Origin of the sequence: Paucibacter sp. TC2R-5 (assembly GCF_025717605.1) — a bacterium.
Taxonomy (GTDB): Bacteria; Pseudomonadota; Gammaproteobacteria; order Burkholderiales; family Burkholderiaceae_C; genus Paucibacter_A; species Paucibacter_A albus.
On sequence record NZ_JAJIRQ010000005.1, the window covers coordinates 212,077 to 232,262 of the forward strand.

The following is a 20,186-nucleotide window of genomic DNA, read 5'->3' on the forward strand; positions in this document are numbered from 1 at the left end:
GTCCGTAAATAGCCGGGTCAGAGGATGGCGAGGCGATTTGAGCGCAGAGCAAGGCGCAGACCACAGCGATACCCGTAGGTATCGCGAGGATCTGCAACGCAGCTATGGGTTCAAATCGACCGTCAGCCGACCCCGGTTATTTACGGACAAGTTCTAAGGAAATCTGTCGCAGCGGCCTTGATTGACGCGACTTGTCTGCAGCTCACAGCGCCCGCCTGTGGTGAGATGCATCTGACTCATTGAATGAGACTCGCATGGATCTCGCCTATCTGCTGGATTGGGCCGCGTTGTTGCTGCGTTGGCTGCACCTGATTGTCGGCATTGCCTGGATCGGCGCTTCTTTCTACTTTGTCTGGCTGGACAATCACCTCGTCCAGCCGCAAGCACCGGAGCTGCGCGCCAAAGGCGTTGACGGGGAACTCTGGGCTGTCCACGGCGGGGGCTTTTACAACCCGCAGAAATACATGGTGGCGCCGCCCAATCTGCCCCAGCATCTGCACTGGTTCTACTGGGAGAGCTACTGGACCTGGATCAGCGGCTTTGCGCTGTTTGTGACGCTGTACCTGTTCAACGCCAACACCTATCTGATCGACCCGCGCGTGCAAGTCTGGAGCGCGCCGGCGGCTGTCGTGGCGGCACTGGGTTTTTTGCTCGCGGGGTGGCTGGTCTATGACCAAATTTGCCGCCGGCTCGGGCATAAGCCCGATGGCAGCATAGGCCATGATGGTCGGGTCTTGGGCCTGATCGCCGTCTTCATAGCCCTGGCGACTTGGGCTGCCTGCCAGCTGTTTGCCGGGCGCGCCGCCTTCCTGATCATCGGCGCCATGATGGCGACGATGATGAGCGCCAACGTGCTGGTCTGGATCATCCCCGGCCAGAAGCAGGTGATTGCCGAGATGCGCGCGGGCCGCCCGGTCGACCCGGTTTACGGCCAGCGCGGCAAGCAGCGCAGCGTACACAACACCTACTTCACGCTGCCGGTCTTGATTGCGATGCTCAGCAACCATTACGGCATGCTCTACAGCCACGCGCAGAACTGGCTGGTGTTGACGCTGTTGATGGCGGTAGGCGTGCTGGTGCGGACCTATTTCGTCAAGCGCCACAAGGGTGTCAATGCCTGGGGTTTGCTGGCTGGCGCGCTGGCGCTGCTGGCCGGGCTGATCATGTGGATGGCGCCCACGCGGGCGCCGCTCACGGTTGCGCAGGCCGCGCCGAGCTTTGGCGAGGTGCAGGCCGTCATCACGCAGCGCTGCGTGCTGTGCCACAACGCCGAGCTGGCGCAGAAGGGGGTGCAACTGCACACGCCCGCTTTGATCGCTCAGAACGCCCAGTTGCTCTATCAACAGGCGGTGGTGCAAAAGCTGATGCCGCTGAACAATGCAACCGCCATCACCGAGGCCGAGCGGGCCTTGCTGGGGCGCTGGTTCGAGGCCGGCGCCAAGGCGCAGTGAAGGGCTCGGCTGCAGCCGCCGCCAAGGGCTGGCGTGGCCGCCTCGCCGGCTGAATTGCCCAGCGGCCTGGCGAGCGAAAGAAGTTAGGTATTTGCGCTAGCCCCCCCGGAATCAGGGGTGTTGTGCTGTCATGTCGCGCAAATATACTGCGCCCGACCCAGCACTTGGCGGACCTGTTGAGTGGCAAATCATCGGGTCTCCACACTTACATTCAGACAGAGGGAAAGACAATGCAGAGCTTGAAGATGAAGACATTGAAAACGGCCGCGCTGCTGGGCGCCATGAGCTTGATGGGTGCGGCGCAAGCCACATCCGCGTTCGAAGGGCGCGCTGCCAACGGTGCGGTGGACCTCACCTGCACCGCGACGGGTGCAAGCAAGTGCGCAATGTTCTATAACGCCACGCTTGACCTGACGATCCTGAACGACTGGAATATCGGTACGGGCGTCTGGAGCGCCACGGCTGACGCAGGTTCGGCCCAGGCCCTGGCTGAAGCGGCAGGTGCTTCGCAGACCAACTTCAAAGGTTGGTCCTTGCCAACTGGCGGTAACCAACCAGCCGGCAGCGCTAACCAATTCCTATCCATTTGGAACGATGCAGGTGGGAGTTTTGACTACTTGTCGGCGCAATTTGACGGCGTGCAGCGCCAGCGCTACTGGTCCAGTTCGTTTGCCTTTTCAGGCTCCGCGTATATCTTCCATGCCGGTGGTGGCTGGTATAACCACGATGTCATGTACTCTAAGAATTACACACTGGCTGTGCGCACCGGAGATGTGGCCCTCGCTGTGCCGGAGCCACAAACTTACGCGCTGATGCTCGCCGGTCTCGGCCTGATGGGCTTTGCCGCTCGCCGCCGTAGCAGCAAGCAGCAGTAAGCCTTGGGCTTGCCCTGCGCATAAACAAAAAACCGGCTCAAGTGGCCGGTTTTTTTATGCGCAGCTGCGAAGTTCAATGGCTGCGAAGCGTCCATTCTCCCGGCCAGATAAGGAGCTACGCTGATTGACCGGGGGCCTGCGATGGCTCCGAGCAGTGAGCGGCATCGCAGCCGCAGAGCGGGCCTTGCTGGGGCGCTGGTTCGAGGCCGGCGCCAAGGCTCAGTGAAGGGCTCGGCTGCAGCCGCCGCCAAGGGCTGGCGTGGCCGCCTCGCCGGCTGAATGGCCGAGCGGCCTGGCGAGCGAAAGAAGTTATGTATTTGCACTAGCCCCCCCGAAATCAGGGGTGTTGTGCTGTCATGTCGCGCAAATATACTGCGCCCGACCCAGCACTTGGCGGACCTGTTGAGTGGCAAATCATCGGGTCTCCACACATAAATTCAGACAGAGGGAAGAACAATGCAGAGCTTGAAGATCAAGACATTGAAGATGGCCGCGCTGCTGGGCGCAGTGACCTTGATGGGCGCGGCGCAAGCAGCCGGGGTGCCGAACCAAGGCACCTGGGAAACCACGCTCAAACCACGCGACCTGGACGGCATTCTTGCCAATGGCCCGGAAGCCTTCTACGACACCGACCTCAACATCACCTGGTTGCGTGCCGGTAACACCTACGGCGCGATAAGCGGTGACGAGGCCCGCGCTTGGGCCAAACAGACCTTTTTCGGCCTGAAGGGCTGGCGCTTGCCAAATGCCGTGGACAAAGGTGGTAACGGCTGCGACTGGAGCAACAAAGGCGGCACCGATTGCGGCTACAACCCCGACAGCAGCGTCGCTACTGGCAGCGAAATGGCGCACCTGTTCTTTCAGAGCCTGGGGAACAAGAGCTACTACATCCCCGGCACAACGACAGTGCAAACGGGCTATGGCCTGACCAATACCGGCAATTTCCAGACTCTGTGGCAGCCCGGCGTCTACTGGGCCTTTCAAAAGGACTTTCCGGATATGGATGTGGCGTGGATCTTCGATACCGAATATGGCATGCAGCAATTTAAGGGCTTCGGAAAGAACGACCCTCTTCTTTATGCGCTGGCCGTGCGCGACGGAGATGTGACGGAAGCGGTGCCTGTACCGGAGCCACAAACCTACGCCCTGATGCTCGCCGGTCTCGGCCTGATGGGCTTTGCCGCTCGCCGCCGCAGCAGCAATAAGCAGTAAGCAGTAAGCAGTAAGCAGTAAGCAGCATGCAGCAGCAAGCGTTGGGCTTGCCCTGCGCATGAAAAAAAACCGGCTCAAGTGGCCGGTTTTTTACGCGCGACTGCGAAGTTCAATGGCTGCGAAGCGTCCTTTCCTGCCAGATACCGAGGTCCGCTGATTGACCGAGGTCCGCAGATGGCTCAGGGCGCCGAGCGGCATCACAGACGCAGAGCGGACCTTGCTGGGGCGCCGGTTTGAGGCCAGAGCCAAGGCGCAGTGAAGGGCTCGGCTTTTGCCGCCGCCAAGGGCTGGCGTGGCCGCCTCGCCGGCTGAATTGTCCAGCGGCCTGGCGAGCAAAGAGAGGCGAGGCATTTGCCCCAATACCCCCGAATTCGGGGATGGTTTGCGCTCTTGTCGCGCAAATATACTGCGCCCGACCCTGCACTTGGCGGACCTGTTGAGTGGCAAATCATCGGGTCGCCACACCTACATTCAGACAGAGGGAAGAACAATGCAGAGCTTGAAGATGAAGACACTGAAGACATTGAAAGCGGCCGCACTGTTGGGCGCCATGACCTTGGTGGGCGCTGTTCAGGCGGCCGGGGTGTCGGGCCAAGGCACATGGGAAACCACGCTCAAAGCGCGTGACCTGGACGGCATCACGGCCAACGGCCCGGAGGCCTACTACGACACGGCCTTGAACATCACCTGGTTCATCAACGCGGGCGGGGCTGCCCTTCCCTGGAGTCAGGCCAATGATTGGGCGGCCAACTACGTGATTCTCTATGGCATCACAGGTTGGCGCTTGCCGAAAATGGTTGATCTCGCCGAAGCGGGCTGTAATTTTGAATACAGTGGCTCCGATTGCGGTTACAACGTGAGCACGGCAAATGCCGAGTTGGCGCATATGTACTACGTGACGCTGGGCAACAAGGCCTCTGTGGCTCCGAATGGGTCTAACCAGGCCGGGGCTGGCTTGGTCAATACAGGGCCCTTCAACAATCTTTCGAAAGGTTATTACTGGTACGGCACTGGCTCCTATGACGCGGCGGATCCGACGGGTCAGGTTGTGGCTGAGCGAGCGTTTTTTTTCATAAATGAGCTCACCTTCACCTATGACGACGGCTACACGGAGCTGAAGGCGGGACAACAGGGCACAGTGGGTATAGGTCGTTCTGCTTTTGTCTGGCTTGTGCATGACGGCGATGTGACCGCTGCGGTGCCAGAGCCACAAAGCTACGCGCTGATGCTCGCCGGTCTCGGCCTGATGGGCTTTGCCGCTCGTCGCCGCAGCAGCAATAAGCAGCAGTAAGCAGTAAGCAGCATGCAGCAAGCCTTGGGCTTGTCCTGCGTATGAAAAAAACCGGCTCAAGTGGCCGGTTTTTTTATGCGCAGCGGCGTAGTTCAATGGCTGCGAAGCGTCCCTCATCCCGGCCAGATAACGAAGTACGCTGACGGACCTGCGGCCGGCGATGGCTCCGAGCAGTGAGCGGCATTTCAGCCTTGCCTTGTCTGGCCTGGCAGCGTTGTTTGGGCAGTTGGCGCCGATGTACCCTTGGCGGGTTTCGCCTTCTCGCCAACGAATGCCTGGCACTTTCAAGCGCACGCCGGTGAACACCAAAGTGAACACCAGGAACACCGGTTTTCGGGCCTCGCAAATTTTGTGAATATCCACAAGCATAACCCCTCGAATAAGTGGAGTTTTCGCTTTTTTCCGCAGCTACACTCCCGCCGGTTTCAGTGCTTGCTGGCCATGGGCCTGAAGCGTGCACTCGGTGCTTTGAGATCCAATTATTCAGGGAAAAGACTATGCGTAAATTGACGACGAAGACCTTCAAAACGGCCGCGCTGCTGGGCGCACTGGCCATGGTGAGCGCGGCGCAAGCCGCTGGCGTGCCGGGCCAAGGCACATGGGAAACCACGCTGCAAGCGCGCGACATCGACAAAGACGGCACGACCGATGCCTTCTATGACACCGAACTCAACATCACCTGGCTGCGTGCCGGCAGCACCGGCACCATGGACTGGGGCACGGCCAAAGCCTGGGCCGAAAACGGCAACTTCTTCGGCCTGAGCGGCTGGCGTCTGCCGACGACCCATGTCACCACGCCAGATGGCAGTTGTGATTACTCTTACACGGGTGGCACCAGCTGCGGCTACAACCCGCTGAGTGACAAAGTCAATGGCAGCGAGATGGCGCACCTCTTCTTTCAGAGCCTGGGGAACAAGAGCTACGTCGCGCCCGGCACAATTAACTATCAGCCAGGCTATGGCCTAAGCAATACCGGCGATTTCCAGAATCTGCAGTCCAAATTCTACTGGTCCGGTACGGAGTTCGCGTCGGAATCAGACTACGCGTGGTTCTTCCATACCAACGTCGGCCTACAGAGCGAACTCGCCAAGCACTTTAGTGAGTACGCGCTGGCTGTACGCGACGGAGATGTGACCGCTGCGGTGCCAGAACCACAAAGCTACGCGCTGATGCTCGCCGGTCTCGGCCTGATGGGCTTTGCCGCTCGCCGCCGTAACAGCAACAGCAACAAGCAGCAGTAAGCAGCAGCAAGCTTTGGGCTTGCCCTGCCCATGAAAGAAGGAACCGGCTCAAGTGGCCGGTTTTTTTGTGCGCAGCGGCGGAATTCAATCCCAGCGATTCATCCCTGCCAATTACCGATGTCGTGCAGTTGCTCAGGGCACTGTGTTGCCACGCAGTCAGTGCAGTGCCCCCGAGATGTCCCGGCTTGCGCTAAGCCGACCGTTTTGGTCAAGGTCGGCTTCCCAGCGATGTTGCGGTCTCACGTTCCCGGCAGGCAAGTTCCTGTCTTTCAGATGCGCAGTGGAGGCGGCAACAGGGTGGCCAAAGCGGCCCAATGCCCCCGCCTACGGCAGCATAAAAACAGCGCAAAGGGCCGGCCACATGCAGCCATCTTGGTGGTGAATCAGTCACCGTTGATCCATCAAGTTAGGGGGTGGCGGACCATTGGGTGCAGGCCTATCGTTTTTACGATAGCGAGAGACGCAAGCCCTGTGATACAACCCCGCGACCGTTTCAGGCAAGCGCGTACTCAGGTCGCATCGGGGAGAGGTCGCGCCATCAAAACATTCCGGTGCTGAAGGTAAAGGGAGAGATTTATGACCGTTTTTTCTCGTGCTCTAGCGGCTGTTGCGGCTTCGCTCTTGATCGCCCCGTTTGCAGCGGAGGCTGCACCACAGAATTACGCGATCCAGTTCACCGTCACGCAGGGGTCAATTGCGCCGACGGCAGGAAGCTTCACCTACGACGCCGGGGTTGGCTTCAGTGCTTTCACTGTCGTATGGAATGGAGTCACGGTTGATTTGACTGCGACATCGAACAAGCCGCAGCTCTATACAACAGCAGGCGGATATTTCTTGGGTACAGCGGCTGACTCTTTCGCTCTGTTGAGCAATACGCTGCCTCAGCCGCGAAGCTACACGAATTGGGCCGCCTACAACTTCAGCAGCGGTACCTTTTTTGGGTTCGCATCCGGGGCGGGAACGCCTGGCGTGAGCGAGTCTATGGTGTCCTTTCGAGAAGTACGGCCTGTGATTGGAGTGGATCCCACAAGCCAGGTTCAATCCGGGGCATTCACCATCACCGCAGTGCCAGAGCCACAAACCTATGCAATGCTCCTTGCTGGTCTTGGCCTCATGGGCTTGGTTGCTCGCCGCCGTAGCAGCAAGCAGCAGTAATCGATTGACTTAGGCCTACCGAAAAAACCGGCTCAAGTGGCCGGTTTTCTTATGCGCGGCGGCGGAGTTCAATGGCTGCGGAGCGTCCATTCTCCCGGCCAGATAACTAGCTACGTTGATTGACCGGGGGCCTGCGATGGCGCCGAGCAGTGAGCGGCATCGCAGCCGCAGAGCGGGCGCTGCTGGGGCGAGGCTTCAAGGCCGCCGCCCCCAAACCCCCTCAAAAGATCCGAAGGGGACGAAGCCTCAAAGCCTCAGCGTGCCCGCCGCCGGGCGACCACCGCCAGGGCGCCTAAACCCGCCAGCAGCATTGCGTAAGTCTCGGGCTCCGGCACCGGGGCGCTCACATCGCCTGTACGCACAGCTACGGCAGCGAAGTTACCGTTCTTGGAGAAACCGTACTGGAAGTCGCCTGTGGTGCCGAAGTTCCACGCGTTGGCCGTACCCGACCCATACCCGGTACTGGACCAGTAGTAAGACTGCACGTTTTTGAACGGCAGAGTGTTTGAAGTGAGATTGCCGCCGTAGGCGGTACGCAGCTCAATGTACTGATAAATGGTCGGTAATTCCCAGTCGCTGCTGCCGGCGAAGGTCAAGCCTTCGGCCCAAGATTTCTGCGTGGCCCAGCTATTGGAACCGTTGAGGTTCCAGTCCTTCAGCCAAATCAGGTGCTTATTGGGGTCATAGACGGTGCCGTCGCCGACATCGACCAATGGCTTTGGCACCGAGGCCTGTGCCGCGCTTGTCAAGGCCAACGCTCCCAGCAGGGCGGCGGTCACAAAAGTCTTCTTCTTCAAGCTCTGCATTGTTCTTCCCTCTGTCTGTATAAAAGTGTAATGACCCGATCATTTGCCACTCAACAGGTCCGCCAAGCGCTGGGTCGGGCGCAGTATATTTGCGCGACAAGAGCCCTCCCCATCCCCTATCTCGGGGGGGCGCTGATGTAAATCTCCACGTTTTTTTGCTCGCAAGGCCATTCGGAATTTCCGCTCGGGAGCCGCGGCAGTTTCTGCGTTTTGCCTTGTGCAGGCGCAAAGGAATCTGTAGCTGCGCCGAGCACGAAGCTGACTTCCAATCTCAGCGGAAGATCGGGGCAGTTCGGCTCGCAGCCATTCAAGCTGGTCAAGCGAGGTGCAGCGAGCCGAGTTCTTCAGAATTCCCCTTCTGCATGGGCGCGGCCTGGCAAATTTGAGCATCCGAGCGGACCCGAAGGGCCATGCGGCAGGGCCTGAGGCCGCACCAAGCAAGCATCGCTTGCGACGGCTGCCGAAGGATCAGACGCCTATCAGCGGTTGAGTGCCTTCTTATGCTCACTTTTCTTGGCGAAGGCAAGAAAAGTGAGGCGCCCGCCGGGGCGAAATCCAGGCATCGTGCGGGCAGAGCAAACTTAGCCCTAACAAACACCATCGGCGTCTATGCCCCTGGATAATGAAGCTCATGCGCGCCATCAATGGGTCTGAATCCCCCGCCGATCTTCTGCGACATCTCTTCGATGTTGCTGTGGCTCGCGCCTTGCCGGCCCAGATCTTGGCCGCTCATCTGCCGGCGCCGCCAACTGGACGCACCCTGGTGCTGGGTGCCGGTAAAGCAGGCGGCGCGATGGCGCAGGCGCTGGAAGCGGCCTGGCCTGTTGATGCGCCGCTGAACGGCCTCGTTATCACGCCCTATGGGCATTGCCCGCCGGACTACAGGCCGCGCCGAATCGAGTTGGTCGAGGCCGCTCACCCGGTGCCCGATGCTGCTGGTGCCGCAGCGGCCGCGCGCATCTTGGCCATGGCACAAGGTCTTACCCCCGACGATCTGGTCATTTGTTTGATCTCGGGCGGCGGCTCGGCGCTCTTGAGCCTGCCCGCGCCCGGCCTGAGCTTGGCCGACAAGCAGGCCATCAATCGCGCGCTGCTCAAAAGCGGCGCCAGCATCAGCGAGATGAATTGCGTGCGCAAGCATTTGTCGGCCATCAAGGGCGGGCGCTTGGGCGCGGCCTGTGCGCCGGCGCAAATGCTGACCCTGTTGATCAGCGATGTGCCCGGCGACGACCCGGCCGTTATTGCCTCTGGCCCGACGCTGGCGGATGCGACGACTTGTGGGCAAGCGCTGGCGATTTGCCAGCGCTATGGCATAGCCTTGCCGGCGGCGGCGCAGCAAGGCTTGAGCAGTGGCGCCTTCGAGACGCCCAAGCCGGGCGCGGCTTGCTTCGCGGGCCAGCAGATGCGTCTGATCGCCACGCCGCAGCAGAGTTTGCAGGCCGCAGCCGAGGCTGCCCGGGCGCTGGGTCTTGCGGCCTACATCCTCAGCGACGCCATAGAAGGCGAGTCGCGCGAGGTGGGCCGCGTGCATGCGGCGATCGCACGCGCCGTGGCGCGGCATGGCGAGCCTTTTGCCAAGCCTTGCGTGCTGCTGTCCGGCGGCGAAACGACAGTGGCTTTGCGAGGCAGCATGAGCGCTCCTGGCCAGGGCGGCCGCGCCAGCGAGTTCTTGCTTGGGGCAGCGATCGCCTTGGACGCCGAGCCCGGTGTTTACGCGCTAGCGGCCGATACCGACGGCATTGACGGCGTCGGTCCCAACGCGGGCGCCATGCTCACGCCGAGCAGCCTGGCCCGCGCAAGTGCGCTCGGTCTGCAGCCTCAGGCCGAGCTGGATGCCCACAACGCCGCCGGCTTCTTCGACGCGCTGGGGGACTTGGTCAACACCGGCCCGACCTTCACCAATGTGAATGATTTCAGGGCGCTGCTGATCCTGTGATTTGCGCTGGCGCAAGCCGCGGCCCCCGCGGATGGGTTTGTCAGGTGCCGTTTTGACTTTTCGCAAAGACAGAAATAGGGGCTTGCGACACATTGCGATCCATTCAGCGACTTTTCCGTCAGGCCCACCGTGGATACTGCCATCATTTCCCAGTCCGCTCGCCGCTTGCCGCGCAGTACCGGCAGCAGTGCCGCTTTGCTTGACAAGTTGCTCGGCCCACCTCGGCTCAGCGATGCCGAGTTGCATGCCTTGGCGCCTTTGTCCCAAACTCGCCAGCTGCAAACCGGTGCAGCGGTGTTCTCGCGGGGGCAGGCAGCCAGGTGCTTGGTCGCGGTGCTGGACGGGGCGGTCGGTCTTGGCTCGGCCGTCGAAGACCAGCCGTTTCAGCTGGAGCGATGTGTCCATGGGCCGGCTTGGCTGGACTTGAGCAGTGCTTGGCTGGGCTCGGGTCATGTGCAAGATGCGCGCGCCTTGCAGCCCTCGACCTTGCTTGAGCTTCCCTTGGACGGCATGCGCGTGCTGCTGGACCGCTTTCCGGACATGCGCGAGCGCCTGATGCTGGGCCTGGCTCAGACCGTGCAGAGCCTCACCGGCGCCACCCATGACTTGATGTCCAAGGACGCACAAAAGCGCTTGGTCACCTGGCTGCTGCAGCGCAGCCCGGTGCAGGGGGCCGATGTGGCGCTGAAGGAGCGCAAGCGCGAGTTGGCGGCGCAGTTGGCCATCACACCCGAGACCTTGTCCCGCCTGCTGCGCCAGCTGATGACGGCCGGCCTGATCGAGGTGAAGGGCTATTCGATCAAGCTCTTGAACTTGGCCGCCTTGCAAAACCTCGCGCATGGCTGAGGGCCGCGCCTTTTGGCGGTAAATTTCAGCGCTTTTCAGCTCTTCAATCTCAGCAAAAAAGCTCGGCCGCCGCTTAGACTGCGGGTAACGGGGCCCCGCTGTGGTGGCTCCGATGCTGCTCAGGTTGCTCAAACCTTGGGCCATCAGCTTGAGGAGACCAATGTGAGCGCTGCAGCCGAAAAGTTTTTCAAGAACAACAACGCCTTGCCCACCATGCCCGAGGTGGCCAGTCGTTTGATTCGCAGTTTCGACGATGAGAACATCAGCCTCGGCGCCATCGCCGATCTGATCGGCAAGGACTCCACCTTGTCGGCCAAGGTTTTGCGCTTGGCCAACTCGGCCCGCTACAGCCCCTCGCACCAGATCTCCAGCCTGAACGACGCCGCCGGCGCGCTCGGCCTGGACACCTTGCGCAATCTGTCTTTGGCGGCCTGTATTTCGGGCGCCTTCCCGGTCATCAAGGGCTTGGACCGCGCCTTGTTCTGGCGCCACAGCATCACCACGGCCGCCTACGCCCGCATCCTCAGCCAGATTCTGCGCGTCGACGCCGACACCAGCTATCTGGCTGGCCTGATGCTGCGCACGGGCCAGCTGATGATGGCAATGGAAGAGCCTGAGATGGTCGCCGACGTTGAGGCCCATGCGGCCGAGCCGGGCAGCCGCTTCTCGCTGGAAGAGCACCGTTTTGGCTGCACCCATGCCGATGTGACGGCCTCTTTGGCTTCGCACTGGCGCTTCCCGGCGACCATGGTCGAGGCCTTCAAGGATGCCAACACGCCGATGGAGATTCGACCCTTTTCGCTGATGGCTGCGGTCTTGCATCTGGCCGAAGTGCTGGCCGACGCCGCCGAGCATCACGACAACCCGGCGCAGGCGCTGCTGGTTGCCGTGCCCGACCTGGTCGAACATTTGCACCTGGATCTGGCCTTTTTGGAAGCCAAGATCACGGCCGCAGGCGATGTGGCCAGCGACGTGGAGCAACTGCTCCACTGAGGGCGGTTCAAGCGGCGGCTCAGGCCGCCAGTCTTCAAGGTCCGGTGTAGCGCGCCGCCACCCAGAGGCGTTGGCCGCTGCGGCGCTGCTCCAGGATATGGGCCAGCACACCGATGCCGCGCCCGGCCATCTGCAGGCTTAGCGCGGCGTTGGCCGGCGCGCCCAGTGCGCGCCGCAAGCTCACCAGCGCGAAGTCGATCGAGGGCTTCCAGCCGGTTAGGCGCTCCACGGCCGGGGCTATGCTTTGCGCCAATCCAGCTGAGTCGGCTCCGGGCATATGGCTGCATTCGGCCAGCAGCATGCGCGCGCGCGGGTCGCCCGCCGGATAGGACATATGGTTGAAGCCCGGCAGACCTGCGCCGCGGTCGAGCCGGCGCATCAGTGCAGCTTCCAGATCGGACGCGGCCGCCAATTCGTCCCACAAGGCCTCCACCTGTTCGCAGGAGCCGCCGTTGAAGTTGGCCGTTATATTGCACATCGCCGCGAGCAGCGCAGCGCCCAGGCTGGCGTTCACCGAGGCCAGGCAGCGGGCGGTGAAGCTGACCATATTCATTTCGTGATCGGCCACCAAGACAAGCGCGCGTCGCAAGAGCGGGTCCGCCGCAGCCGGCAACTGCCAAGCCTCGCGAAATTGGCAGTGCAGAGGCTGGTCTGAAGGCGGGCTGGCCAAAAAGCTGGCGATCAGTGCGCGCAGATGGGCGGCGCAGGCTTGCGCAAGAGCCGGCCCGTCGGGCAGCCAGGACGGACCATGCAAGTCCCCCAAGGCTGTGGCGAACAAGGCCAGGGTGCGGGTGTTGTGGCCGGCCGGCAAGGTGACGCACAGGCTGTGCCAAGGCGCGCACAGGGTCGGCGCAGGCCCGGCGAAGGGGTCAATCGCGGCGTCGAACTGCCACAGCAAACGTGCAATGTCTTCGGCGCTGGCCTGCTCGGCCAAATCCAAAGCCGACTGGCCGCGGTAGATCGGCTGGCCGTCGCGCGCACAGGACAGGGCCGTGTCCAGCACAGGCAAGCCTTCGCTGAGCGCGGCCATCGAATGTTGCTCACGCTGGCGCCCGCCTTCTTTGCGCCGCAACAGCCGTTCGATCTCAAAGCTTGAATAGCGTCGTACGCGTGGGTCGCTTGCGTCCGTCGTGGCGCTGAGCAGGCCGCGGCTGACATAGGCGTAGAGCGTGGCCTTGCTGATGCCCAAACGGGAGGCCGCCGCGCTGGAATCCAACAAGGTGTAGGTGCCACTCAGGGGCAGGTGGCCCAGCGATTGCGTCAATGAAGGCGGCAGAGCGCGGGCGACGGACTTGGTTTTGCGCATAGCTTGATTAACTTGATCAAGATTGATTTGTCTGGCGAGCCACAGTCTAATCGCGCTCCTGCACCCTGGGTGCTGAGATATTTTGAAAAGTGATGTCGTGGTGAATTCAATCCTTGGGCGGATGAAAAACGGGGTGTTGGGCGCATTGGCCGTGATTGGCGTAATGGGCATATCTGGCCTGCTGTGGCCAGCCTTGGCCGAGGCGCAAAGTGAGGCCGCTGTCGTGGCCACGCCGGCTCAGCCCGCGGTGCTCGCACCGGCTGCCACGCTGCAACGGGTCGAAGTGCAGGGCGATGGTGCGGCCAATGCGCTGAGTGCGCGGCGCGAGTCGGTGGGCGCCTTGCTGGTGGTGAACCGGGACGAGCTGCTGCGCCAGGGCGACACGCGCCTGAGCGACGCTTTGCGGCGCGTGCCCGGCATCAGCATCGTCAGCCAGGGCTCGCGCGGGCCGGAGATTCGCATGTCGGGCCTGGGCGGCGGTTACACGCAAATCTTGCTCAATGGCGAACCTGTGCCGCCGGGCTTCTCGCTCGAATCGATCTCACCCGAGGCGATCGAGCGCATCGAGGTCTCGCGCAGTGCCAGCGTCGAGCAAAGCAGCCAAGCCATTGCCGGCAGCATCAATATCGTCACCCGTGGCACGGCGCGGCAGGCGCAGCGGGATCTGAAACTGGGGCTGGGCTCGCAGTTGGAGCAGCCGACCCTGAGCGCTGACATGCAGCTGGGCGACCGTGATGGCGGATTCTCATGGGGCTTGGGGCTGGGCTTGGCCCATGAGCGGCAGCTTTGGCCGATGCTGCTGGATCAGCAGGCGCTCGACGCTCAAGGCGTGGTCGTGCAGGCCTACCGCACCGACAAGCGCGAATATGACCGCAGCAACAGGCTCACGCTCAGCCCTCGTGCGACCTGGACGCTGTCTCCGCAGCAGACCCTCAGCACCGATCATCTGCTGCGTCTGTCGCGCTCCAAAGGGGGCGCCATCGATGATCGTTACAGCTCGGTCGGCCTGCCGCCCGAGCAGGCGCACAACGATCTGGCACTGGACATCCGGGCACTGCAACTGCGCAGCCGGCTGAACTGGAGTTTGAGCGAGGCGGACGGCAGCAAATGGGAGTTGAAGCTGGGCTACACCCGCTTGCAGCGCGACTCCAACGCTCAGTATGAGGGTTATGACTTCAGCGGCCGCTGGATTCGCGACGCACAGGTCGACTCGCTGGCCGTTGATCAAGGCTGGAGCCTGGCCGGGCGCCACCGCCGTGCGCTGGCGGACCAGCATAGCCTGAGTACCGGCTGGGATGCCGAGGAGAACCGCCGCAGCGAAGACAGGCTGCAGCACGAGAACCCCTTGCCCGGCGGCCTGCCGGTGGAAAACCTGGACGAAATCTATGACGCCCGCATTCGCCGGCTGGCCTTTTTTGTGCAAGACGAGATCGACATCAGCAAGGCCTGGCAAGCCACGCTGGGCCTGCGCTGGGAGGCGCTGCAAACCATCAGCTCGGGCAATGTGTTCGAGACGGTCAACAAGCGCTCCAGCGTATTGAGCCCGGTGCTGCAAGTGCTGTGGCGAGTGCCCGCAAGCAAGGATCAGCTGCGCATGGGCCTGGCACGCAGCTACAAGGCACCCACGCCGCGCGAGCTGACCCCGCGTCGCTTTGTCGCCAATAACAACAGCCCCACCACGCCGGATCTGCAAGGCAACCCGGACCTGCTGCCTGAGCTGGCCTGGGGCTTGGATGCTGGCTGGACCCACCCCTTGAGCAAGTCGAGTCTGCTGAGTGTGAGCGGCTATCTCAAACGCATCGAGCAGGTGATCGTCAGCGAGTTGATCTATCAGAACGGCCATTGGGTCGAGCGCCGCGCCAATCAGGGGCAGGCCTGGGTGCAGGGTGTGGAGCTGGAAGGCAAGTTGAGCGTGCAGGAGCTGCTCGGCAGCGCGAGCCCGGCCGCGCCGGCTTTGGACTTGCGTGCCAACTTGGGCCTCAATCAATCTCGTGTGAAGGCGGTGCCGGGCCCCGATAACCGCCTGGCTCAGCAGACACCGCTGAGCCTGAACCTGGGCTTCGACCACCGCCCCGTGACGCTGCCCCTCGCCGGCATAGCGGGCGCGCTCAGCTGGGGCGGCAATCTGAACATCACGACCGGTGGCCTCAAGCGCCTGGCCGTCGACCGCTGGGCTGACAAATCGAGCAATGCGGCGCTGGACTTCTACGCGGCCTGGAAGCCCGAGAAACAGTCTCAGTGGCGTTTGAGTCTGAGCAATCTGCTGCATCCTGATCAGACCACCCAGCGCCGCGTGCTGGCCGAAGGCCTGGACCATAGGCTGGAGGAACGATTGCAAACCGGCGCCAATCTGCGCCTGCTGTGGGAGCGCAGCCTGTGAAGCTTGTCATTCGTGAAGTCGCAGCAGGCGACGTTCAATCGATCGCGTCCCTGCATGCGGCCAGCTGGCGATCAGCGTATCGGGGCATCATCAGCAATGCCTTCCTGGACGCCGACCTGTGCGCGAACCGCGCTGCGTTCTGGGCCCAAAGACTCGGCCCCGGCGCGAAGGATTCATTCGGCTTTCTTGCCATGCGGGGTGATGAGGCGGTCGGATTTGCCTTCGCTTTTCCCAATGCCGATCAAACCTGGGGAACCTTGCTGGACAACTTGCATGTCCTGCCTCGGCACAAAGGCCAAGGCATTGGCAGCGCCTTGCTGGCGGCCGTGGCCCAGCGCTGCAGCCAAGCTGTGCCGGCCGAGGGCGTCCACCTTTGGGTCTACGAAGTCAACCTGGCGGCGCAGCAGTTTTATGCCTCGCTGGGCGGTCAGCGCGGCGAGCGAAGAATGGTCGAGGTCAGAGGCGGCGGCACGGCCGCTGAATGGCGCTTCGCCTGGCCTTCAGCGGCTGCGCTGCTCGCCCAGGTCGGCCGTGCGCCCACTTGAGATGGCACGATAAAAAAGCCAAGGGTGGCAAGACCTGCCCCCCTTGGCTTTGACTCTATCGTGGGTCGCTTCAGGCTTGCTTGTCCGAGCGGCGATTGGCCTTGATGCGTGTGGCGCCCACCAAGCCCAGGCCCGCCAACAGCAGCAAGTAGCTGCTTGGTTCCGGCACGGCACCGGTGATCTGCAGACCGAATTCAATGCCGGGGCTGGCTTGGTAGCCGGCAAAACCACCGTCGGAAAACGCTGTTAGGCCGGGCATGGTCAGGCCGCCGGCGTTGGCGACAAAACTGCCGTCCGGCTCGGGTAGGCCGGGGATGACTTCCTTGGTGGCACCTTCCAGCGCCAACCAGTAGCTGCCGGCTGTCGGCAAGCTCCAGTTCAGCGCTGAACTTTTGTTCCAGCCATCGGTCGAGAACTCGACTGTGCTGGCCGCGATCAAGTCGCCCGGCAGATGAGCACTGCTGTCGGCGTACAAGGCCACGGTGAAATGCTCGCCGGCCTTGCCGCCGCTCAGATAGGCGGACAGGCCGTCAATATGCCAAGCGGCGCCGGCATTGAACTGCACAGCCAGGAAGTTGCTGGTGTCCAGCGCATAGCCGGGCTTGCTTGCGTCGGGGCTGCCGGTGTCGATCAGGCTGGCCGCATGGGCTGTGCCGAACAGTGCGAGCACGGCGGCGAGGGTGATTGTCTTGGTGAGCTTCATGTGTGCGTTCTGCTTCAGTCTCATTGCGCCAGCGTGACTTGCTTGAGCACCTGGGTGGGGCCGAAGGCGTCATTGAAGCCATAGGCAGTGATCTCGACCTTGCCGCTCTTGCGAACCAGGACATTGGCCCAGGAATAGGTGCGGTCGGTGGCCGGGTGGGCCGAAGCGTCACCGTTCTTCGAGTCAAAGGGCGAGCCGCCCGCGCCGACCAGCACCTGCCAGGCCGCGCCCTTGGGTTGCTGCATATTGAAGATGTGCTCGTGGCCGCAGAAGTAGGTGGCGCGGTTGTCTTCGATCACCTTCCAGAAGGCGTCACGGGCAGCGACGTTGACGTCCAGGCCGCCGGCCGGTGTGGCGGTGTTGGTAGCCGAGTAGTTGTAGGTGTAGGCCGGCTTGTGGCCGAAAGCAAAGAAATGCTTGGCGCCGCGCGTCTTGGCGGTGGCGAAGTCACTGGCCAACCAGGCGGCCGGGGCCTTGGCGTCGGCGCCGACCGGGTCGGTGTTGACGACGGCGAAGTGCGAGTCGCCTACATCGAAGCTGTAGGACAGCTGGCTCTGGTCGGTGCTGAGGCCATCGAATGCGCCGTTATTGCCAACGTTCACATGGCTGGCGTCCTGGCCGACGACGGCCTTGAAGCGGGCGCTGTCGATGATCAGGTCGCCCATATTGGCGCGCCAGGCATTTTCGTTCTCCACCTTGGCTTTCTTGCCGCAGGCCTTGCACTGAGTTTCGTGGTTACCAGGCACAGGCACGACATAGGTGCCGGTTTCCATCACAGGCGCCACCATGCCGCGCCAAAACGCATACTGGGTGTAGAACTTGACCAGGTCGCTGTTGAGGATGTCGCTGACATTGCTCGGTGCCACTGGCGCGCTGATGGCCGTGCCGCCCAGGTTGGAGGTGTAGCCGAAACCGGCCCAGCCGTAGCCGTGGATCATGTCGCCATTGAAGAACAGCAGGTTCGACTTTTGGGCCTGGATGCTGCGCAGAATGCGCGAAAAGGCCTTGCTGCTTTGCAGCCAGGTCTTGTCTTGGCCGGACAAGGGGCCAAGCGTGGGGTCAGCGGTGAGCGGGTCCTGACGCGAATCACCGACGGTGGCGAAGCTCAGGATGACCGGGTCCGCATCAGCGGCGATAGCCGCCGTAGAAGACAGGGCCAGCGCGCCCAGCAAAGCGGTGGAAGCCGCGCATGCGAGTGCATGCCGGCCGATGTTTTGGCTGATCAAAGTGAACATGAGGTCCCTCCAGGACTCTAGGTGAATGCAGGGCGCCCAAGGTGTCGGGCGCCTATCCGAACGACTGCGCGCAGCCTAGGGTCTGGAGGTGACAGTGGTGTGACGTGTGCTTCTTGCTCGGTTCAGTTCGCCACGTCGATCGCCCCGGCCGTGATGACGATGCTGTCAGCTGCGGCCGGCGTGGCGGCGATCGCCGGCACATGAGCGTCACTCAGCGGCACGCTGGCCGAGGCGCGGGCCTTGGCGCGCACCAGCTGCGAATCGGGCAGGGCCGCACCGGTCGTCAGCTTGGCCCACATCAGGTCCAGCGCACGCAGCGTGTAGACATGCAGCGGCACCAAGGTCTTGGGGTACATGCCGACCAGGGCGTCGAAGTGGTTGGCGTCGGTCACCTCGTAGTAGCGCAAGCCGCTGTTGGCGTCGGCGCGTTTGTTCAGCGCGGCATAAGGGCGCGAGTTGTGGTTGACCGGGATCAGTGCGTCCGAGCGGCCATGCACGATCACGACCGGCTTGCCGCGCAGGTCACCGCTGACGCGCACCTCGCTCAGCCCCGTTTTGACGCGCGCCGCCAAGGCTTGTTCGGCCGCGCTGTAGGGGCTGCTTCCCACCGCCGCGCCTGTCGCCAGGCGGCGCAAGCAGGTGGCGCCGTCGAGATAGAAATCCGGCTTGCCACTGCTGGGCGAGGCAGCCAGCAAGAACAAGGCAGGCCCGCCGACCGAGCCATCCGCAATGATGTTGAAAGCGCCGCCCAGAAAGCCCAATCCGCCGCCGGTCGCCCAGCCGGTCTTGAAGGCCTCGGCCGCGGGAGCCACTGGCGTTTGGTAAGCGGCGTCAATGCCGGCCACGCTATAGCCGCAGACGCTTTCCGTCACCGAGGCGCGGGCGAAGGCATTGGCATAGGTGTGTGCCACCAACTCGGTGAACTCGAAGCCGTAGTGGCTGTCATGCAGCAGGTCGGACTCGGCCTCCCAGCCATAGGCGTGCAGCTTGGCCAAGGCGTCGGCCGACTGTTCGGCCAGGCTGCTGCCGCTGACCAGCCCTTGCGCCGCCAGCGAAGCGCAGCGGTTGGCCGCGAAGGGTGCGATCACAAAAGCGCTGCTCGGCGCCAGCGCGGCCGACTGGGTCGCGCAGGCCTGGTAGAGGCCGGCCATGGTGATGTAGTCAAACAGCGGCTTGGCCGAGGTCGGCACGCTGACGCCGCCCCGCTTGACGGTGAGGCCCGCGTTCTCGGGGAGATTGAGCTGGGGCTCGCCGGCCACCACGCCGCGAATCAGGCCCTCGCTGTCTTGTTCGGCGGCGCGCAGCACGGCTGCGCCGCCATTGGAGATGCTGGAGGCGATCACCAAGGTGTTGAGGGGCGAAAGGCTGGCGGCCGGGAACTGCTTGTTCAGAACATAGAGCGCCACCTTGATCGATTGCAAGGTGTATTTGCCCCAGTCTTTCTCGGGGTTTTGCTTGCCATGCGCATGCTTGAGGGCCATGCGGTTCGGATTGGCGGCGCGGAACTTGGTCAAATCGTCGCCGAGTAAATTGGCATTGAATGTCAGGTCTTTGCGCGTGCCGGCCGTGGCCACCGCGCCGTCGAAAGCAAAGCTGTTGTCGCGGTCCAGGTCATGGATGCCGACACCGCCGCCTTTGTCCGTTAGCGCCACCGCGCAGCCCTTGTTGAGCGCCCACTCGCCGATGGTGCCCAGCTCGCCATAGACTGGCCGTGAGCCACTCGACGGCACCGCCACCACGCAGGCCTTGGCCGGGTCGAAATTGCTCGGCACCGTCACCACCATGGTGACGTTTTGCTTGCCGCTGCCGTCGTCGGACACCGCCACATACTCGCTGCCCTTGTTGCCTGCCGCCGAGATGCGGCCGTAATAGCTGCCGAAGCCGCCCGCCGCCGTCACGTCGAGCAGGCCGGTGTAGCTGGTTTGTATGGCCAAGGTGCGCAAATCCGCCGGGCTGGGGCTGGCAGGCAGTTTGTAGCTCAGCAGCTCGGTCAGCGAGGCCGCCTTGCCGGTCAGCAGGCCGTTGCTGCTGCCGTCGTAGTCGGTGCGAAGCGGCTCGGCACTCAGGAAGTCGGGCTTGAGCTTGAAGGGCGCTGCCGGGTCAACCGGCAGGGGTGGCGGGTTGTCGTCCCCGCTGCCGCAGGCTGTCAGCAGCAAAGGAAAGGCGAGTGCGATCAAGGCCACGATGGGCAATTGTCGGTGTTTGAACATG

At 62.7% G+C, this 20,186-nt stretch carries 16 protein-coding genes; 11 read left to right on the plus strand and 5 right to left on the minus strand.

The genetic code is table 11. The features are described from left to right. Window positions 1–254: 254 nt before the first annotated feature. The 6 genes from LNV08_RS13570 to LNV08_RS13595 all read left to right on the plus strand — a co-directional run bounded on the left by LNV08_RS13570 (window position 255) and on the right by LNV08_RS13595 (window position 7,225). Window positions 255–1,451 (plus strand): urate hydroxylase PuuD, encoded by a 1,197-nt coding sequence (locus tag LNV08_RS13570; RefSeq protein WP_263534250.1) that lies wholly within the window; start codon window positions 255–257, stop codon window positions 1,449–1,451. A gap of 230 nt (window positions 1,452–1,681) precedes the next feature. Then, on the plus strand, window positions 1,682–2,326 hold the full coding sequence (locus LNV08_RS13575; protein WP_263534251.1) for a PEP-CTERM sorting domain-containing protein: 645 nt from the start codon (window positions 1,682–1,684) through the stop codon (window positions 2,324–2,326). Between the two features lie 486 nt (window positions 2,327–2,812). Further along, window positions 2,813–3,538: a PEP-CTERM sorting domain-containing protein gene (locus LNV08_RS13580; RefSeq protein ID WP_263534252.1), complete on the plus strand. Its 726-nt coding sequence runs from the start codon at window positions 2,813–2,815 to the stop codon at window positions 3,536–3,538. 505 nt (window positions 3,539–4,043) lie between these two features. Continuing rightward, the gene (locus tag LNV08_RS13585; RefSeq protein WP_263534253.1) at window positions 4,044–4,829 is read left to right on the plus strand and encodes a PEP-CTERM sorting domain-containing protein; all 786 of its coding nucleotides are present in this window, start codon (window positions 4,044–4,046) and stop codon (window positions 4,827–4,829) included. 497 nt (window positions 4,830–5,326) lie between these two features. Further along, window positions 5,327–6,070, plus strand: a complete 744-nt coding sequence (locus tag LNV08_RS13590) for a PEP-CTERM sorting domain-containing protein (RefSeq protein ID WP_263534254.1) — start codon at window positions 5,327–5,329, stop codon at window positions 6,068–6,070. A 576-nt stretch (window positions 6,071–6,646) separates the two neighbouring features. Continuing rightward, entirely contained in the window at window positions 6,647–7,225 is a 579-nt protein-coding gene (locus LNV08_RS13595) for a PEP-CTERM sorting domain-containing protein (RefSeq protein ID WP_263534255.1), read from the plus strand. Window positions 7,226–7,479: 254 nt separating this feature from the next. On the opposite strand, the gene LNV08_RS13600 is transcribed toward LNV08_RS13595, so the two are convergent. Continuing rightward, window positions 7,480–8,031 carry a DUF1566 domain-containing protein gene (locus tag LNV08_RS13600; RefSeq protein ID WP_263534256.1) on the minus strand — a complete coding sequence of 184 codons (552 nt, stop codon included), beginning with the start codon at window positions 8,029–8,031 and terminating at the stop codon, window positions 7,480–7,482. 631 nt (window positions 8,032–8,662) lie between these two features. On the opposite strand from LNV08_RS13600, the gene LNV08_RS13605 reads away from it, so the two are divergent. From LNV08_RS13605 to LNV08_RS13615, 3 genes are all read left to right on the plus strand, one after another. Continuing rightward, the gene (locus tag LNV08_RS13605; protein WP_263534257.1) at window positions 8,663–9,967 is read left to right on the plus strand and encodes a glycerate kinase; all 1,305 of its coding nucleotides are present in this window, start codon (window positions 8,663–8,665) and stop codon (window positions 9,965–9,967) included. A gap of 129 nt (window positions 9,968–10,096) precedes the next feature. Continuing rightward, window positions 10,097–10,813 carry a Crp/Fnr family transcriptional regulator gene (locus LNV08_RS13610; RefSeq protein ID WP_263534258.1) on the plus strand — a complete coding sequence of 239 codons (717 nt, stop codon included), beginning with the start codon at window positions 10,097–10,099 and terminating at the stop codon, window positions 10,811–10,813. Between the two features lie 162 nt (window positions 10,814–10,975). After that, the gene (locus LNV08_RS13615; RefSeq protein WP_263534259.1) at window positions 10,976–11,806 is read left to right on the plus strand and encodes an HDOD domain-containing protein; all 831 of its coding nucleotides are present in this window, start codon (window positions 10,976–10,978) and stop codon (window positions 11,804–11,806) included. Between the two features lie 34 nt (window positions 11,807–11,840). Here LNV08_RS13615 and LNV08_RS13620 read toward each other — a convergent pair whose 3' ends face one another. Then, window positions 11,841–13,112 (minus strand): citrate synthase, encoded by a 1,272-nt coding sequence (locus LNV08_RS13620; RefSeq protein ID WP_263534260.1) that lies wholly within the window; start codon window positions 13,110–13,112, stop codon window positions 11,841–11,843. Window positions 13,113–13,212: 100 nt separating this feature from the next. Here LNV08_RS13620 and LNV08_RS13625 point away from each other — a divergent pair, with 100 nt between their 5' ends. Next, window positions 13,213–15,492 (plus strand): TonB-dependent receptor plug domain-containing protein, encoded by a 2,280-nt coding sequence (locus LNV08_RS13625; protein ID WP_263534261.1) that lies wholly within the window; start codon window positions 13,213–13,215, stop codon window positions 15,490–15,492. Next, complete coding sequence (locus LNV08_RS13630; RefSeq protein WP_263534262.1) at window positions 15,489–16,037, plus strand: GNAT family N-acetyltransferase; 549 nt, start codon at window positions 15,489–15,491, stop codon at window positions 16,035–16,037. Before LNV08_RS13625 ends, LNV08_RS13630 begins: the two co-directional genes overlap by 4 nt. A 70-nt stretch (window positions 16,038–16,107) precedes the next feature. Here the strand turns inward: LNV08_RS13630 and LNV08_RS13635 are convergent, their stop codons facing one another. From LNV08_RS13635 to LNV08_RS13645, 3 genes are all read right to left on the minus strand, one after another. Next, window positions 16,108–16,740 (minus strand): PEP-CTERM sorting domain-containing protein, encoded by a 633-nt coding sequence (locus LNV08_RS13635; protein WP_263534263.1) that lies wholly within the window; start codon window positions 16,738–16,740, stop codon window positions 16,108–16,110. 20 nt (window positions 16,741–16,760) lie between these two features. After that, entirely contained in the window at window positions 16,761–17,975 is a 1,215-nt protein-coding gene (locus LNV08_RS13640) for a metallophosphoesterase family protein (RefSeq protein WP_263534264.1), read from the minus strand. 122 nt (window positions 17,976–18,097) lie between these two features. Beyond that, window positions 18,098–20,185 carry a D-(-)-3-hydroxybutyrate oligomer hydrolase gene (locus LNV08_RS13645; RefSeq protein WP_263534265.1) on the minus strand — a complete coding sequence of 696 codons (2,088 nt, stop codon included), beginning with the start codon at window positions 20,183–20,185 and terminating at the stop codon, window positions 18,098–18,100. Window position 20,186 lies beyond the last annotated feature (1 nt).

What these genes read in the sequence shown, in the direction of transcription:
- LNV08_RS13570 (WP_263534250.1), top strand. Translation starts at nt 255, where the DNA reads ATGGATCTCGCCTATCTGCTGGATTGGGCCGCGTTGTTGCTGCGTTGG.
- LNV08_RS13575 (WP_263534251.1), top strand. Translation starts at nt 1,682, where the DNA reads ATGCAGAGCTTGAAGATGAAGACATTGAAAACGGCCGCGCTGCTGGGC.
- LNV08_RS13580 (WP_263534252.1), top strand. Translation starts at nt 2,813, where the DNA reads ATGGCCGCGCTGCTGGGCGCAGTGACCTTGATGGGCGCGGCGCAAGCA.
- LNV08_RS13585 (WP_263534253.1), top strand. Translation starts at nt 4,044, where the DNA reads ATGAAGACACTGAAGACATTGAAAGCGGCCGCACTGTTGGGCGCCATG.
- LNV08_RS13590 (WP_263534254.1), top strand. Translation starts at nt 5,327, where the DNA reads ATGCGTAAATTGACGACGAAGACCTTCAAAACGGCCGCGCTGCTGGGC.
- LNV08_RS13595 (WP_263534255.1), top strand. Translation starts at nt 6,647, where the DNA reads ATGACCGTTTTTTCTCGTGCTCTAGCGGCTGTTGCGGCTTCGCTCTTG.
- LNV08_RS13600 (WP_263534256.1), bottom strand. Translation starts at nt 8,031, where the DNA reads ATGCAGAGCTTGAAGAAGAAGACTTTTGTGACCGCCGCCCTGCTGGGA.
- LNV08_RS13605 (WP_263534257.1), top strand. Translation starts at nt 8,663, where the DNA reads ATGCGCGCCATCAATGGGTCTGAATCCCCCGCCGATCTTCTGCGACAT.
- LNV08_RS13620 (WP_263534260.1), bottom strand. Translation starts at nt 13,112, where the DNA reads ATGCGCAAAACCAAGTCCGTCGCCCGCGCTCTGCCGCCTTCATTGACG.
- LNV08_RS13635 (WP_263534263.1), bottom strand. Translation starts at nt 16,740, where the DNA reads ATGAAGCTCACCAAGACAATCACCCTCGCCGCCGTGCTCGCACTGTTC.
- LNV08_RS13640 (WP_263534264.1), bottom strand. Translation starts at nt 17,975, where the DNA reads ATGTTCACTTTGATCAGCCAAAACATCGGCCGGCATGCACTCGCATGC.
- LNV08_RS13645 (WP_263534265.1), bottom strand. Translation starts at nt 20,185, where the DNA reads ATGTTCAAACACCGACAATTGCCCATCGTGGCCTTGATCGCACTCGCC.